Source organism: Stenotrophomonas lacuserhaii (assembly GCF_014836545.1).
Lineage (GTDB): Bacteria > Pseudomonadota > Gammaproteobacteria > Xanthomonadales > Xanthomonadaceae > Stenotrophomonas > Stenotrophomonas lacuserhaii.
This window is the reverse complement of sequence record NZ_JACSQS010000003.1, coordinates 244,613-259,197: the sequence shown is the minus strand read 5'-3', so window position 1 is coordinate 259,197 and position 14,585 is coordinate 244,613. Positions and strand designations below refer to the sequence as shown.

The following is a 14,585-nucleotide window of genomic DNA, read 5'->3' as shown; positions in this document are numbered from 1 at the left end:
GAATGTACCGGCTCGGATCCAGTGGCTATTCAATCACGTCTGCGTGCGATCAGGCGCGTCGCACGCCGGTGATGCGCATCCAGTCGCCGTCCTGGGTCGCCTGCAGGTCATCGAACCAGGCGGCGTAACGCTGCAGCAGTTCGTCTTCCTGGCCGTGCAGGATGCCCGACAGCGCGATGCGCCCGCCGGCGGCAACGCGGGCAGCCAGCAGGTCGGCCAGTGCGTCCAGCGCAGAGGCCAGGATGTTGGCGACCACCACCGGGTAGGTGGCCACCGGTTCGTCCTGTGGCAGGTAGACATGCATGCGCGGAAGTTCGCCATTGCGCTCGGCATTGTCGGCGGTGGCGATCAGCGCCTGCGGATCGTTGTCCACGCCGATCGACTCGGCCGCGCCCAGCTTCAACGCGGCCAGTGCCAGGATCCCCGAGCCGCAACCGAAGTCGAGCACACGTTGTCCCTGCAGCAGGCCCTCACCGGCCAGGCCATCGAGCCAGCGCAGGCACAGGGCGGTGGTCGGGTGGGTGCCGGAGCCGAACGCCAGGCCCGGGTCCAGCCGCACCACGGCCGCATCGGCGGCCTGCGCGGCGTCGGGCAATTCATGGTTCCACGGCACGATCCAGGTGCGCTCGCCAAAGGACAGCGGTTCGAACTGGTCCAGCCAGACGCGCTCCCAGTCCTGGTCTTCCACCGCACGGAAGCTCACCGTCGACCAGTCCAGGCCATCGTCGAAGGCTTCCAGCGCGGCCAGCAGCAGCAGTCCATCAGCGTCATGCGGGAACAACGCGCTCAGTACCAGCGTGTCCCACATCGGCGTCTCGCCGACGCCGGGCTCCAGGATGGCCTGTTCGTTGCTGGTGTCAGCCTCGGCATCGAGCAGGGTCACCGCCAACGCGCCGACGTCCTCCAGTGCGTTTTCGTAGCGGGGCTGGGTGGCTTCAGTGCAGCGCAGGGTCAGTTCCAGGAACGGCATGGTGGCAGGCGAGGTCCGGCAAAGAAGGGAATGCTAGTCGATCCTGGACGGCGGCAGCCATCTCAAGGGCTGCGGAGAATGAATGCGGCGGGCCAGACAGGCGACAATCCCCTTGGTAGACTCGCGTTCCTGCCTTGCCTGTCAATGGCTTGTCCCCTCATGGCGTTTGCCCCGGCCCTTAAAACCTGGTTGCTCGTGGTGCCGGCCGTGGCCTTGCTCGGCGCAGCGGGCATGCGCATGGGCGGTCACCTGCTGCATGCGCAGGAATCCGGTCCTGCCGCGATTGACGCAGGAATGTCGCAACCAGTGGACACGCAGGCCACGCCCACGGCATTGCCTGCGGCCCTGGCACGCCGGCTTGGGGCCAGCGAACTTCAGCTCAACGCCGTGCCTTCCGGGCTGCCGCTGGACATCCGCGCCGACATGGAAGGCAACACCGATCTGTTTGCGTTCGCACAGCGCCTGCGCGGCCAGGCCGACAGTGGCAACGTCGAGGCGCGCTGGATGCTGAGCCGGGTCTACGACTACTGCAGCCAGTACGCCAGTGATCCCGGCGGGTACCAGCTGGACAACAGCGTACTGACCGGGATGGGCGAGCGGGCATCGACTGCCATGGCCGCCGCGCGGCAGCGTGTTGCCGCACGGTGCGGTGGCTTCGTGGCCAGTGATGGCCTGGGTTACCCACTGGTGTTCGCGCAGCGCCGCCAAGCTGCGCAGGGCGGCAACCTGGCCGCCGAAGCCTCGTTGCTGGCCGACGGACAGCCGCTGCAGACCGACGAAGACTACCGGCGCGGCCTGGTCGAGCGCGTGCGCGATTCGCATGATCCGGAAGCCTACATGGCGCTGGCCCCGGCAATGGGGCTGCGCGCGTCCGGCGACCGGGCCATGACCGGCATGGTGGCCGGCGAGGCACTGAGCGAACTGGCCTGGCGCGTGGCGGCCTGCGAGCTGGGCATGCCGTGCGGCAGCGACAGCGTGCTGATGAACAGCTTCTGCGCCAACGGTGGCATCTGCAGCCAGGATGAGGGGCAGGACTTCACTGATTTTGTATACGACGCTGCGGTATCGCGGCAGGGTGCCGAAAAAATGACCGAATGGGTCGAAGAACTGATTGGAAAGAGGAAAAGGCGATGAAGTACCGTCGAATCCTGCACGGGGCGAAATTCTGGTTCTGGGTGGCGCTGTTCGTCGCCTATTCGGCGGGTGCGGTCGGCCTGCTGCTGATCGATACCCAGGAAGATCGTTACCGACGACTGTCTGCGGTGGAACTGACCAAGGTGCAGTCCACGCCGGAAGCGCGCCGTGTCGGCGCCAGCCAGGTTGCCGCGGTGTACCGTGCGCAGAGTGCCATGCCATTCACCTCGCTGCCGGCGGGCAGCACCTTCCAGGTGGTGTGGCCGGATGGCTCCACTGAAACCATGGTGATCGTCGACCCGTCTTCGCCCAATGGCGTACGTCCGTTGGCGGGCAGCCAGGTTCCCGCACGCGTGACAGAGCGTCGCTGATGCGGCGCAGAGGGGCGGCCGGTTGGCGCCCCTTCATCGGTCGCGTCCTATTCCGCAGGATGGCGTGAGGGGGCTCTAATGGCGACATCTGCAGTGTCGGCCCGCGTGGTCCCCGGCGGCACTGTCCCGTCGGAGAAACCCATGCTTACCGTCGTGATGCGATCACTATCGGCCCTTGCCCTTGCAGCCGTCCTGCTGTGCCCGCAGGCCGCCGAAGCCGGCGTGGTCATTGCCGGCACCCGGCTTGTCTATCCCGCGCAGGAGCGCGAAGTCACCCTGGGGCTGAACAACGAGGCGCAACGCCCGTCGCTGGTGCAGTTGTGGATCGATGACGGTAACCAGGACACCCCGCCGGAAGAGGCCAAGGCCCCGTTCGTGATGACGCCGCCCCTGCTGCGCATGGACGCCGGTGCCCGACAGGCGGTGCGCATCCGCTTCACCGGCCCGGCGCAGCCTGGCGACCGCGAATCGCTGTACTGGGTGAACGTGCTGGAGATCCCGCCGTCCAGCGCCGCAGAGGGCAAGCTGGACCTGGCCTTCCGCAGCCGCATCAAGCTGTTCTATCGTCCTGCCGGATTGTCCGGCGAGGCAGACACTGCCCATCGCCAACTGCGCTGGTCGCTGCAGCAGCGTGCGGGCGGCCTGGCCGTGCAGGTCGACAATCCGACGCCGTGGCACGTCAGCTTCGCGGCGATCTCGCTGACCGTCGACGGCAAGGTATCGGCTGATGCCGGAGGCGGTATGGTCGCGCCGCGTGCCACCCAGGTGTTCCCGCTGGATGGGCTTGCCACACGGCCGCAAGGCGTGATCGGTATCGAGTACAGCACCATCACCGACGTCGGCGCGGTGCAGCCGGCCAGCGCATCGCTGGCCAACTGAGGCGGCGCCCTCGCATTTCGGACGCATCTGATGGGAGGCCACACGGCAACGGCTGACCCTGTGCAAGCGCCGGGCTGACCTCGACGGTACGCTGCCTGCCCGGTCGGTGAAGCCAGTGAAACCCGCTGCCTTGCTGGCAGACCGGAGGGGGGCGTGCCGAGTGCGCGGAGGGCCAGGGAGGGGTGGCATTGCGCTACGAACAGCGCGGAATCAGACCCATCCGATGTCGTGTATGGCGGGGGTTGGGGACACTCCTGATGAGCGGGCCCGGTCGACGCCCGGCCTACTTCACAACTGGTGATGACATGAAGCAGATTCTTTTCTACCGGCTGCTGACCGCGCTGGCGTTGTGCAACGCAGGTTCTGCGTTGGCGCAGAGCTGCGAACATCCCTCTGAATGGCCGACGCCGTTCCAGATAATCCTGCCCCTCCAGGGCACGATCACCGTGGGAGCCGATGTGCCGGACGGCACGGAGATCTATACCGCAGGGCATAACAGCGGCTCAGGTGCTTTCATCAGGTGTACGGGTGGACCCGGTCGTGTGCAGCGGGAGAATGGCTACATAGGGGTCCCGGGCGAACCATCGGCGTTGCCCGGGATCTACAAGACCTCCATTCCCGGCGTCGGCATTGCGGTGTGGTACGCCGGAACCAATTTCCCGTTCGATCCGGGTGACTACACCGTCGGTACCGCCCCTCTGCGTGTGACCTTCAACAAGCATCGCCAATGGCGCGATGGTGGTGACGCTGCGTTACGAATGAGCGCTGCAGGTTCGCCTCAGCGCCATGATTCCGACCGATCCGATGTCGCATGGCGGGCCCGCAGCGGAGAATTCGATCCAGTCGGGCCTTTTGCGACGATTTCTTCTTGTCCTGTCTGGTGATGACCATGAAACGTTGTTCCGTACTCCGCCTGCTGTTGCCATTGGCCCTGTGCTGGGTGGGGCCGGCGTTGGCGCAGACATGCACCTACGATGGTGGAATAACCGGTCCGCAGCGCGTGACGATGCCCTTGCAGGGCACCATCACGGTGGGGGCCGACGTGCCTGTCGGAAGCGTCATCTACTACAGCGGCCATAGTGCGACCATTCCCGGGGCGGTCGTCTGTGGCGGCGGCACGGGGCGCAGCGATTGGCAGCTGGAGTACATCGGTGACCCGGGGGTCCCGGTACCAGGACGGGCTGGTTTCTACGCGACGCGCATTCCCGGCGTTGCGATCCGCTGGTGGCGAGCGTCCAAAACGGTGCCGGATGTCATCGTCAGCGATTCCTTGGGCGCAGGTTACCTCCGGCGCGACATTCTGCCGACGCTGACCTTCGAGCTGATCAAGACCGGACCCATTTCACCGGGTACGCTGCTGGCCAGCAGTCTGCCCACGCCGCGAATGGTGGTGCGCTGGGGCCCGGGAATGGAGCTTGAGGCGTATGAGGCGAACGTACAAGGGCAGCTCAATGTCGTGATCGGCACCTGCAATGTCCGCGACGCCACCGTGCCATTGGGCAGCCATCCCGCGCGCCTGCTTACCGGACCTGGCAGCGCAACGCCGTGGGTTGATTTCTCCGTGGCACTGGAGCAATGCCCGGTGTTTCCCGGCTGGCGTCGCTCCTTCCATACCAGCAACAGCGGCACGGCAGAGCGGTTGAGCGAGGGTCGCGCCAATGCGATCGGTTTCCGCATTGATCCCCAGACCGCGATCCTGGATGCCGCCCAGTCGGTCATGGCACTGCAGCGTGCGCCTGGCACCGTGCCGGCACAGGGCGTCGGAATACAGGTCGCCCTGCCGAACGACACTCCGGTGGGCTATGGCGTGTTCCGGGCGAGCGGTCTGGTGCTGAGCGATACGCCCAACGGCCGCTACACCATCCCGCTGCGCGCCCGTTACTACCAGACGGAGGAACGTGTGCGCGGAGGTCCGGCCAATGGTGCGATGGTGGTGACGCTGCGCTACGAATGAGCCTCGGCGCCGGCCTGCTGGCCGGCGCCTGGGTGCGATCAGGTCAGCGCGATCGACTTGGTCTTGCGCTCGGCCAGGCGCTTTTCCAGGTAGTGGATGTTCTGTCCACCGGCCTGGAAGCCCTTGTCGCGCATGATGCGCTGCTGCAGGGCGACGTTGGTCTTGATGCCATCCACCACCATCTCGCTCAGCGCCACCCGCATGCGGGCGATGGCGGTCTCGCGGTCCGGCCCGTGCACGATCAGCTTGCCGATCATCGAATCGTAGTTGGACGGTACGCGGTAGCCGGCATAGATGTGCGTATCCACGCGCACGCCGGGGCCGCCGGGTGCATGGAAAGCGGTGATCTGGCCCGGGCTCGGCACGAAGGTTTCCGAATCTTCCGCGTTGATGCGGCATTCGATGGCATGCCCGGTCAGCACGATGTCGCTCTGCTTGATCGACAGCTTCTGGCCGGCGGCGATCTTCAGCTGCTCCACCACCAGGTCGATGCCGGTGACCATTTCGGTGACCGGATGCTCCACCTGGATGCGGGTGTTCATTTCGATGAAATAGAAGCGGCCGTCTTCGTACAGGAACTCGAAGGTGCCGGCGCCGCGATAACCGATGCGGATGCAGGCTTCCACGCAGACCTTGCCGATCTGCGCGCGGGCCTCGTCGCTGATGCCTGGTGCCGGTGCCTCTTCCACTACTTTCTGGTGGCGGCGCTGCATCGAGCAGTCGCGCTCACCGAGGTGGATGGCGTTGCCCTGGCCGTCGGCGAGCACCTGGATTTCCACGTGGCGCGGATTCTCCAGGTACTTCTCCATGTACACCTCACCGTTGCCGAACGCTGCCTTGGCTTCGCTCTTGGTGGTTTCGATGGACGTCTTCAGCGAGGCTTCTGCATGCACCACGCGCATGCCGCGACCACCACCGCCGCCGGAGGCCTTGATGATGACCGGGTAGCCGATCTCACGCGCGATCTTGGTGTTGGCGACGATGTCATCGCCCAGTGGACCACCCGAGCCCGGCACGCACGGCACGCCGGCGGCCTTCATCGCGCGGATCGCTTCCACCTTGTCACCCATCAGGCGGATGGTGTCGGCCTTGGGGCCGATGAAGATGAAGCCGGATTCTTCCACGCGTTCGGCGAAGTTCGCGTTTTCCGACAGGAACCCGTAGCCGGGATGGATGGCCTGGGCGTCGGTTACTTCAGCGGCGGCAATCAACGCCGGGATGTTGAGGTAGCTGTCGCTGGAGGCGGCCGGGCCGATGCAGACGGACTCGTCGGCCATGGCCACGTGCTTGAGGTTGCGGTCGACGGTGGAGTGCACGGCCACCGTGCGGATGCCCAGGGTGTGGCACGCGCGCAGGATGCGCAGCGCGATTTCCCCTCGGTTGGCAATGACGATTTTATCGAGCATGGCCGGCCCCTCAGCCGATCACGAACAGCGGCTGGTCGAACTCAACCGGCTGGCCGTTCTCGCCGAGGATGGCGACGATGGTGCCCGACGCATCGGCTTCGATCGGGTTGAACATCTTCATCGCTTCGATGATCGCCAGGGTCTCGCCTTCCTTGACCTGCTGGCCGATGCTGACGAAGGCCGGCTTGTCCGGCGAGGCCGACGCATAGAAGGTGCCGACCATCGGCGAACGCAGCACGTGGCCTTCCGGCAGCGCGTTGCCCGGCTTGGCGGTGCCACCGGTGGAGGCTTCGGTCGGCGACTGCATCGGCATGGCCGGGGCGGCAGCGGCGGCCGGCGCGGCGATCATCTGCGGCTGCACGGCCATCTGCGCGAAGGTGCCGACCGGCGCACGCGACAGGCGCACCGACTCTTCGCCTTCCTTGATCTCGATCTCGGCGAGGTTGGATTCTTCCAGCAGGTCGATCAACTTCTTGATTTTGCGCAGATCCATGAGGGCCTCTTCTTCTGTTTTGATTATCTGGGGTGGGAAGGGCGCAGGCGCCCGTTCGAAGCTCAGGCGTTGGACAACCGCTGCAGGGCGGCATCCATCGCATAACGGTAACTGTCGGCACCGAAACCGCAGATGACACCGACCGCCTTGTCGCTGAAATAGCTGTGCTGGCGGAAGGGTTCGCGGGAGTGAGGATTGGACAGGTGGATTTCGATGAACGGCACGTCCACCGCGGCCAGCGCATCGCGCAGGGCCACCGAGGTATGGGTGAACGCAGCGGGGTTGATCAGGATGAAGGCAGTGCCGTCACTGCGCGCAGCCTGGATGCGGTCCACCAGCACGTGTTCGGCATTGGACTGCAGGCTTTCCACCGCGTGCCCGGCCGCCGCCCCCTGCGCGTGCAGCGCCTGGTCGATCTGCGCCAGGGTGGTGTGGCCATAGACGCCCGGCTCGCGCGTGCCGAGCAGGTTGAGGTTGGGGCCGTGCAGTACCAGCAGTTTCGCCATGGGAGCCGAACAACGGGAAAGGGCGGCAGTCTGGCGGAAGCTGGAGTTGATGTCCAGTTCGGCGAAGTTATGCGCGTTTCAAGCATTCGTTTGAAATCTGCCGGCCGCGCGGCGGTTCTCTGGCAGGCGGCGGCCCATCATGGCACGCCGCCGCCTGTCCCTCTGTTCCGCTCAGGTCAGAATGTCCAGCCCAGCCGGGCGTAGTAGAACCCGCCGTTGAAGCCATACGGTGAATGCACCGGGTATTCCGCGCCGGCCACGCCGGCCCACGGGTTCTTGGAGGGCACCCGGTCGAACAGGTTCTGCGCGCCCAGGCTGAAGTACAGCCCGGAAGCGAACTTCCAGCCCACTTCGGCATCCACGATCAGCGCGCTGCCGGCGTGGATCGGCAGGCCACCGTCCTCGGCGGAGACGACCCCGCTGTCCAGGTGGTCTTCGTACCAGCTGCTGTAGTAATTGAAGCGCAGGTTGGCATGGAAGACCTGGCGCTGGTGGTTGACGCTGAAGTAGCCCTTGGTGCGCGGCAGCGACTCTTCCAGCTTGTAGACGCGGGCGGCATCGATGAAGTCGGTATCGAAGCGGTCCACTTCGGTGCGGTTCCAGTTGGCGGCCAGCGCGTAGGTGGTGGTGCCACCGAAATGATCGCTGCGGTAGCTGGTGACCACGTCCACGCCGGTGGTGGTGGTGTCGAAGGCGTTGCCGAAATAGGTGACCTGGGAAATCGATGCCGCTTCCGGATTGCCGCCGGCCACCAGCGCGGCGCGTTCGGCCGGGGTCACCGCGAAGCTGGTGCTCAGTGCGATGCGATCCTCCACCTTGATCTGGTAACCGTCCACGGTGAACAGCCAGTCGCCCTGCGTCCACACCGCCCCCAGCGAGACGTTCTTCGACTCTTCCGGGGTCAACGGCTGGGCGCCCTTGAGCTGGGCGATCGGATCGGTAGGGGGCAGGGTGGCGATGTCTTCCAGCGCCGTCCCCCCGAACACGGTGCTGATCTGGCTGATGTTGGCCTGGCCGGGAGTGGGGGCACGGAAGCCGGTGTTGTAGGCACCGCGCACGGCGAAGTTTTCAGTGAAGTCGAAGCGGCCGGTGAGCTTGCCGGTGGTGGTGCTGCCGAACGAATCGTAATCTTCGTAGCGCAGCGCGCCGGCCAGCAGGAAGCGTTCGGTGAGCTGCGCTTCCAGGTCCGCATAGGCGGCCCAGTTGCGACGGTCGAAGGTGCCGGCGGTGCGCGCACTGAAGCCGTTGAAGCCGTTGGAGCCCAGCGCGAAGCCCTGCTGGGTCAGCGGGCCGATGGCGGTGGACGGGCCGTCACCGGGACTGATGGTGAAGCTTTCCTCGCGCCATTCCGCGCCCATCGCCAGGCGCAGGGGCTGGCTGCTGAAGCCGGTGGCGATATCGCGGCTGACATCCACGTTGAGGTTCTTTTCGGTCTGGGTGTTGCCGCCGGGCTTGAACGACAGGCCAGCCGGCTGCACCGGGCCCATCGAGGCGTTGACCGTGTTGTAGATGGTGAAGTCGATCTCGTTGCGGCCCCAGGAACCGCTGACGTCCCAGTACCAGTCCTCCCAGGTGCCCTTGGCGCCGGCGAATACCGAGGTGTCTTCCAGCGACCCGCCGAAGCGCGGGGTGAAGCCGCCCGGCAGGCTGGACAGGAAGGTGTAGCAGTTCGCGGGCAGGGCCGCGACCGCTGCACTGACGCCGGCGTACGGCAGCAGGGTGCCGCTGCCGTCGCGCAGGGCGATGGAAGGGCAGGCACCGGCGCCGGTCAGGTTGCCGACCAGCAGGGTGTCGCCGCCATCGTTGGAATACACGCCGGAGCGCGAGGTGGGATCGCGGTAGTAGAAGCCGCCGTCCACGTCGCGTTTGGCATGGTTGCCGAACAGATAGAAGTCCACGTTGTCGGTGGACAGGCCCAGGTTGTAGACCAGCTTGAAGTCGTCATCGATCTTCGGCGAGCCCCACACCTGCGCCGGCTGGCCGACCCCGGGGTAGCCCGCGGCGATCGCGGCGGCGGCGTCGTCACGCTGCACGCTGCGCGAGGTGTCATCGGCGTTGCGCCATTCGGCGGTCAGCGTGGCAAACCCGCGTTCGGTCAGCGGCAGGCCGATCTGCGCCGAGTACTGCGTGGTCAGGCCGTCGCCTTCGTAGTATTTGCCGGTGAACACTTCGGCGGTGCCGCCTTCGCGCAGCTTCTTCAGACCGAAATTGATGACCCCGGCGATGGCGTCCGAGCCGTACTGGGCGGCGGCGCCATCGCGCAGCACCTCCACCTGTTCCAGCGCCAACGATGGGAATACCGACAGGTCTGGACCCTGCGCACCGTCGGACAGGCCATGGCCGAGGAAGGTGATCACCGCCGCACGGTGGAAGCGTTTGCCGTTGACCAGCAGCAGGGTGTTGTCCGGCGGCAGGCCGCGCAGGTTGGCTGGGCGTACCAGGCTGGCAGCGTCATCGATGGGAATGGTGCTGACGTTGAAGGAGGGCACCAGCACCTTCAGCTGGTCCAGCGCATCGGTAGCGCCCTGGTTGCGGAATTCTTCACCGCTGATGATGTCGATCGGTACCGCCGAGGAGGACACGGTACGTGGTTTGGTGCGGCTGCCCAGCACCGACACGGTGTCCAGGTTGGTGGCCGCTTCGGGCGTGGCCGGACTGTCCTGTGCCAGCGCTCCCGTGCTGGTGACCAGCAGGGCGGTCGCCAGCGCCACGTTTACTGCAGATGCCAATGGCGAAAAGGCTTTCGGAGCGTGAACACACTTGCCAATGCGGTCGTTCATGCGTGCACCTTGCAGTCGGATTGTTGAGTTGTCGTTCGGTTAGTGGCTCATCCTGTTGGTTCTCCCTGCGCGTCAGCGGATCTGTTGCGCTGCATCAATAATTAACAGAAGATTAACCGTACTGCAACGAATGTGTGCCGACTTTGGCGGTTCACTGGCGCGGTGGTCGATGGGCCGACGCGCCGTACCCGCCGCCAGCGGGCCTTTCGCGGCGTATCCTTGCCGCATGGGGACTCTTATTCCGACGCACCGGCGGTCGCGCCTTCGTGCCCGCACCTGTGCCGCGTTCTGCCTGCTGGTCGGGGCTGCGGCGCTGCCGGCGGGCGCCGCGACGCCGACCACTGTGCTGTTGGACCCGTCTGAACAGGCCTGGATCACTGCCCATCCGGTGATCCGGGTCACCTCCGATGCCACCCTTCCGCCATTGGAATATGTGCGTGATGGTCAGCTGCGGGGCCTGTCCGGGGATTACCTCCGGCTGATCAGCGCGCGCACCGGGCTGCAGTTCCAGTTCGTGCAGGCCGCTGACTGGCCGGCCGCGCAGCGCGCGCTTGAATCGCGCGAGGCGGACATGCTGCTCAATGCCATGGACGAGCGCCTGTCACCGGCAACGCGTGCGGCGGTGCGCCTGGGCCGGCCCTATCTGTCGGCCTACAGCGTTGTATTCACGCGACCGGATTCGCCGGCCGTATGGGATCTGCAGGAGCTGGCCGGGCGTCGGGTCGCCGCACGTGCGGCCGGGGACTATGCCCGGATCCTGCAGGCCCGTTATCCACAGTTGACCGTCGTGCCGACCGACACCCCGCAGGCCTCCATGCAGATGGTGCTGGACGGCCAGGCCGACGCGGCGATGGGCACCAACGCGACCTTCCAGCCGTTTGTCGCGCGCCGGTATCTCGATGAGCTGCATATCTCCAGGCCGCGCATCGACCTGGTGATGCAGGCGCAGTTCGCGGTACGCAGCGATTGGCCGCAGCTGGAGGTGATCATCGGCAAGGCGATGGCGTCGATCAATACCCAGGAGGAATCGCAGATCCGCCAGCAATGGCTGCGCGAAGAGGACTACGGTGCGCCCAGCGTGGCCACCGTGCTGCGCTACAACTGGCCGTGGCTGCTGGCGATCGGCCTGCTGGTGCTGGCGCTGGGCGTGGTCGCGCGCTGGGCCTGGCGCGCACGCGCGGCGGCGATCAAAAGCGAACGGGTCAAGGCGCGTTTCCTGGCGACCATGAGCCATGAGATACGCACCCCGATCAACGCCGTGCTGGGGGCCATCGAAGTGCTGGCCGACCACGTTCCCGCCGGCCGGCCGCGCGCGCTGGTACGGGCCGCCGAGGAGGCGGCCGAGTCGCTGACCGGCCTGCTGGACAACGTGCTGGACCTGTCCAGGCTGGACGAAGGCCGCATGCAGCTGGAGAAGATCCCGGTGGATGTGCGCGCGCTGGGGCGCAGCGTCGCGGCGGTATTCCAGGGCGAACTTGAAAAGCGCGGCATCGCGCTGATCGTCGAGGTACCGGCGCACGACAGCTGGCTGATGCTTGACCCGACCCGGCTGCGCCAAGTGCTGATGAACCTGCTCGGCAACGCGCGCAAGTTCACCGAGCGCGGCAGCATCCGGTTGGCGCTGCAGGTGCAGGACGCACCGGCCGGCACCTGGTTGCACGCGGCGGTGACCGACACCGGCTGCGGGATTCCCGCAGCGCTGCAGGGCCACCTGTTCGATCCCTACACGCAGGCCGACGGCAGCATCTCGCGCCAGTACGGCGGCACCGGCCTGGGGCTGTCGATCAGCCACGATCTGGTGCAGCTGATGGGCGGCCAGATCGACCTGCACAGCGTGGAAGCCGAAGGCACCACGGTGTCGCTGCGGATCCCGGCCGAGCGTGCCGATGCCGCGGCCGCACCTGCCGTCGCCACGCCGGGCGGCGTGCTGCGGGGCGTACGCGTGCTGGTGGTCGATGACCATGCGCCCAACCGCATGGTGCTGGAGGAACAGCTCGGCCGCCTGGGTGCGGTGGCGATGCTGGCAGACAGTGCCGCACAGGCGCTGGCCACGCTCACCGCGGCCCTGCCGGACATCGTGCTGCTGGACTGCTTCATGCCGGACATCGACGGCTACCAGGCAAGCCGGATGATCCGCACGGCGGGCATCCCGGGCGTGGCCGACCTGCCGATCATCGCCATATCCGCTGCCAGCGACGCTGCCCACCTGGCGCGTTGCCAGCAGGCCGGCATGAATGGCGTGTTGAAGAAGCCGATCCGCCTGGCCGAACTGCAGGGCATGCTGGCGCTGTGGACCGGTCGCGCTGCCGCAGCGGGATCCGCCGACAGGGCGGGGCAGACCGCCGCGCTGGAGGCCATCGAACGGGACACCGTCGACCGGCTGGAGCCAGACCTGCGTCTGCTGCTGGCCGACGATCTGCGCAAACTGCGCGACGCGGTGGATGCCAGCGATCTCGCGCGCATCATCTTTTACGCGCATCGCCTGCATGGGGCCGCCGGGCTGGTCGGGCGGCCGGCGCTGGCCGCGTTGGCCGCCCGGCTGGAAGCCGATCCGGAAATGGATCCGGACCCGGCGCTGGACGAAATCGACGCGCAACTGGCAAGCCTGTCGCGGGCGGGGCCGATCCGGGTATGAGCAGGACCTGGCTTGCGGCCAACCACTAGACGACTGGTCTAATTGGCTGTACAGTCACTCTCATGAACACCGTCCCCGCCACCGCCAACGTCCGCGAAAAGATCCTGGCCACTGGCCAGCGGATCATGGGCGGCAAGGGCTTTTCGGCGGTCGGACTGAATGAAGTGCTGGCCGCGGCCGGCGTGCCCAAGGGCTCGTTCTACCACTACTTCGGCTCGAAGGACGCCTTCGGCGAGGCGCTGCTGGAAGGGTACTTCGAGGCCTATGTGGCCGACATGGAGCGCATCTTCCGCCAGCCCGGCAAGATCAAGGCCGCGCAGATCGAAGACTATTTCGCCGCCTGGCAGGACAACCAATCCTTCGAGGACTGCCAGGGCAAGTGCCTGGCGGTGAAGCTGGGCGCCGAAGTGGCAGACCTTTCCGACAGCATGCGATCGGCGCTGGATCGCGGCACCGCGGCGATCATCGCCGGCATGGCTGCGGCGATCGAAGCCGGGCAGGCGGAAGGCTCGTTGCCGGTCCAGGACGACGCCAAGGCGCTGGCGCACAGCCTCTACCAGCTGTGGCTGGGCGCCAGCATCATGGTCAAGATCGTCCGTACTCCGCAGCCGTTCGACAACGCGCTGCGCACCACCCGTCACCTGCTGGGTCTTCCCGCCAACACCGCTGCTCCCTGAAAGCAGGGCACGGCACGTTGTCCCGTTTCACGCGTAATTGTCTAGACGACCGGTCTAATTCACGTTGTATCTGCACCTCACTGGAGCACACCCATGAAAGTCCTCATCGTTCTCACCTCCCACGACCAACTCGGCGACACCGGCAAGAAGACCGGCTTCTGGCTGGAAGAACTGGCCGCGCCGTACTACACCTTCAAGGACGCCGGCGCTGAGATCGTGCTGGCCTCGCCGAAAGGCGGGCAGCCGCCGCTGGATCCGAAGAGCAACGAGCCTGATTTCCAGACCGCGCTGACCCGGCGCTTCGAAGCCGACGCCGAGGCCAATGCACAGCTGGCCCGCACCGTGCGCCTGGACAGCGTGTCGCAGGCCGATTTCGACACGGTGTTCTATCCCGGTGGCCACGGGCCGCTGTGGGATCTCGCCGAAGATCGTGATTCCATTGCCCTGATCGAATCGTTCATCGCAGCGGACAAGCCGGTCGCGCTGGTCTGCCACGCCCCCGGCGTGCTGCGCCACGTCAAGGCCGCCACCGGTCGCCCGCTGGTGGAAGGCCTGCAGGTGACCGGTTTCACCAACACCGAAGAGGAGGGCGTGGGCCTGACCCAGGTGGTGCCGTTCCTGGTCGAGGACGAACTGAAGGCCAACGGTGGCCACTATTCCAAGGGCCCGGACTGGGGTTCGTACGTGGTCCGCGATGGATTGCTGATCACCGGGCAGAATCCGGCGTCCTCCACCGAAGCGGCGGACGTACTGATCAGGCAGCTCGCGATCCACTGATCA

General features: G+C 66.3%; 13 protein-coding genes. 8 read left to right on the top strand and 5 right to left on the bottom strand.

Going from position 1 to position 14,585, the window contains the following annotated elements; all coding sequences use genetic code 11:
• Nucleotides 1–49 precede the first annotated feature (49 nt).
• Nucleotides 50–970, bottom strand: coding sequence for a 50S ribosomal protein L11 methyltransferase (gene prmA / locus H9654_RS05370; protein ID WP_191769604.1), 921 nt, complete (start codon nucleotides 968–970; stop codon nucleotides 50–52).
• Nucleotides 971–1,129: 159 nt separating this feature from the next.
• Between prmA and H9654_RS05365 the strand changes: the two genes are divergently transcribed.
• From H9654_RS05365 to H9654_RS05345, 5 genes are all read left to right on the top strand, one after another.
• On the top strand, nucleotides 1,130–2,104 hold the full coding sequence (locus H9654_RS05365; RefSeq protein WP_191769590.1) for a hypothetical protein: 975 nt from the start codon (nucleotides 1,130–1,132) through the stop codon (nucleotides 2,102–2,104).
• Entirely contained in the window at nucleotides 2,101–2,475 is a 375-nt protein-coding gene (locus tag H9654_RS05360; RefSeq protein WP_101101439.1) for a hypothetical protein, read from the top strand. Before H9654_RS05365 ends, H9654_RS05360 begins: the two co-directional genes overlap by 4 nt.
• Nucleotides 2,476–2,616: 141 nt before the next feature.
• Entirely contained in the window at nucleotides 2,617–3,354 is a 738-nt protein-coding gene (locus H9654_RS05355; RefSeq protein WP_191769589.1) for a fimbrial biogenesis chaperone, read from the top strand.
• Nucleotides 3,355–3,659: 305 nt separating this feature from the next.
• Nucleotides 3,660–4,238 (top strand): hypothetical protein, encoded by a 579-nt coding sequence (locus H9654_RS05350; protein WP_191769587.1) that lies wholly within the window; start codon nucleotides 3,660–3,662, stop codon nucleotides 4,236–4,238.
• On the top strand, nucleotides 4,223–5,308 hold the full coding sequence (locus tag H9654_RS05345) for a fimbrial protein (RefSeq protein ID WP_191769585.1): 1,086 nt from the start codon (nucleotides 4,223–4,225) through the stop codon (nucleotides 5,306–5,308). Before H9654_RS05350 ends, H9654_RS05345 begins: the two co-directional genes overlap by 16 nt.
• A 38-nt stretch (nucleotides 5,309–5,346) precedes the next feature.
• Here the strand turns inward: H9654_RS05345 and accC are convergent, their stop codons facing one another.
• The 4 genes from accC to H9654_RS05325 form a co-directional block, all read right to left on the bottom strand.
• Nucleotides 5,347–6,714: an acetyl-CoA carboxylase biotin carboxylase subunit gene (gene accC, locus H9654_RS05340; protein ID WP_191769583.1), complete on the bottom strand. Its 1,368-nt coding sequence runs from the start codon at nucleotides 6,712–6,714 to the stop codon at nucleotides 5,347–5,349.
• Between the two features lie 10 nt (nucleotides 6,715–6,724).
• A complete protein-coding gene (gene accB / locus H9654_RS05335) occupies nucleotides 6,725–7,207 on the bottom strand; it encodes an acetyl-CoA carboxylase biotin carboxyl carrier protein (RefSeq protein ID WP_042614743.1) in 483 nt (160 codons plus the stop codon).
• A gap of 62 nt (nucleotides 7,208–7,269) precedes the next feature.
• Nucleotides 7,270–7,713: a type II 3-dehydroquinate dehydratase gene (aroQ, locus tag H9654_RS05330; RefSeq protein ID WP_191769581.1), complete on the bottom strand. Its 444-nt coding sequence runs from the start codon at nucleotides 7,711–7,713 to the stop codon at nucleotides 7,270–7,272.
• A gap of 176 nt (nucleotides 7,714–7,889) precedes the next feature.
• Entirely contained in the window at nucleotides 7,890–10,493 is a 2,604-nt protein-coding gene (locus H9654_RS05325; RefSeq protein WP_191769579.1) for a TonB-dependent receptor plug domain-containing protein, read from the bottom strand.
• Between the two features lie 349 nt (nucleotides 10,494–10,842).
• On the opposite strand from H9654_RS05325, the gene H9654_RS05320 reads away from it, so the two are divergent.
• From H9654_RS05320 to H9654_RS05310, 3 genes are all read left to right on the top strand, one after another.
• Nucleotides 10,843–13,128 carry a hybrid sensor histidine kinase/response regulator gene (locus tag H9654_RS05320; protein WP_191769577.1) on the top strand — a complete coding sequence of 762 codons (2,286 nt, stop codon included), beginning with the start codon at nucleotides 10,843–10,845 and terminating at the stop codon, nucleotides 13,126–13,128.
• Nucleotides 13,129–13,190: 62 nt separating this feature from the next.
• The gene (locus H9654_RS05315; RefSeq protein WP_191769575.1) at nucleotides 13,191–13,805 is read left to right on the top strand and encodes a TetR/AcrR family transcriptional regulator; all 615 of its coding nucleotides are present in this window, start codon (nucleotides 13,191–13,193) and stop codon (nucleotides 13,803–13,805) included.
• 93 nt (nucleotides 13,806–13,898) lie between these two features.
• Entirely contained in the window at nucleotides 13,899–14,582 is a 684-nt protein-coding gene (locus H9654_RS05310) for a type 1 glutamine amidotransferase domain-containing protein (protein ID WP_191769573.1), read from the top strand.
• Nucleotides 14,583–14,585 lie beyond the last annotated feature (3 nt).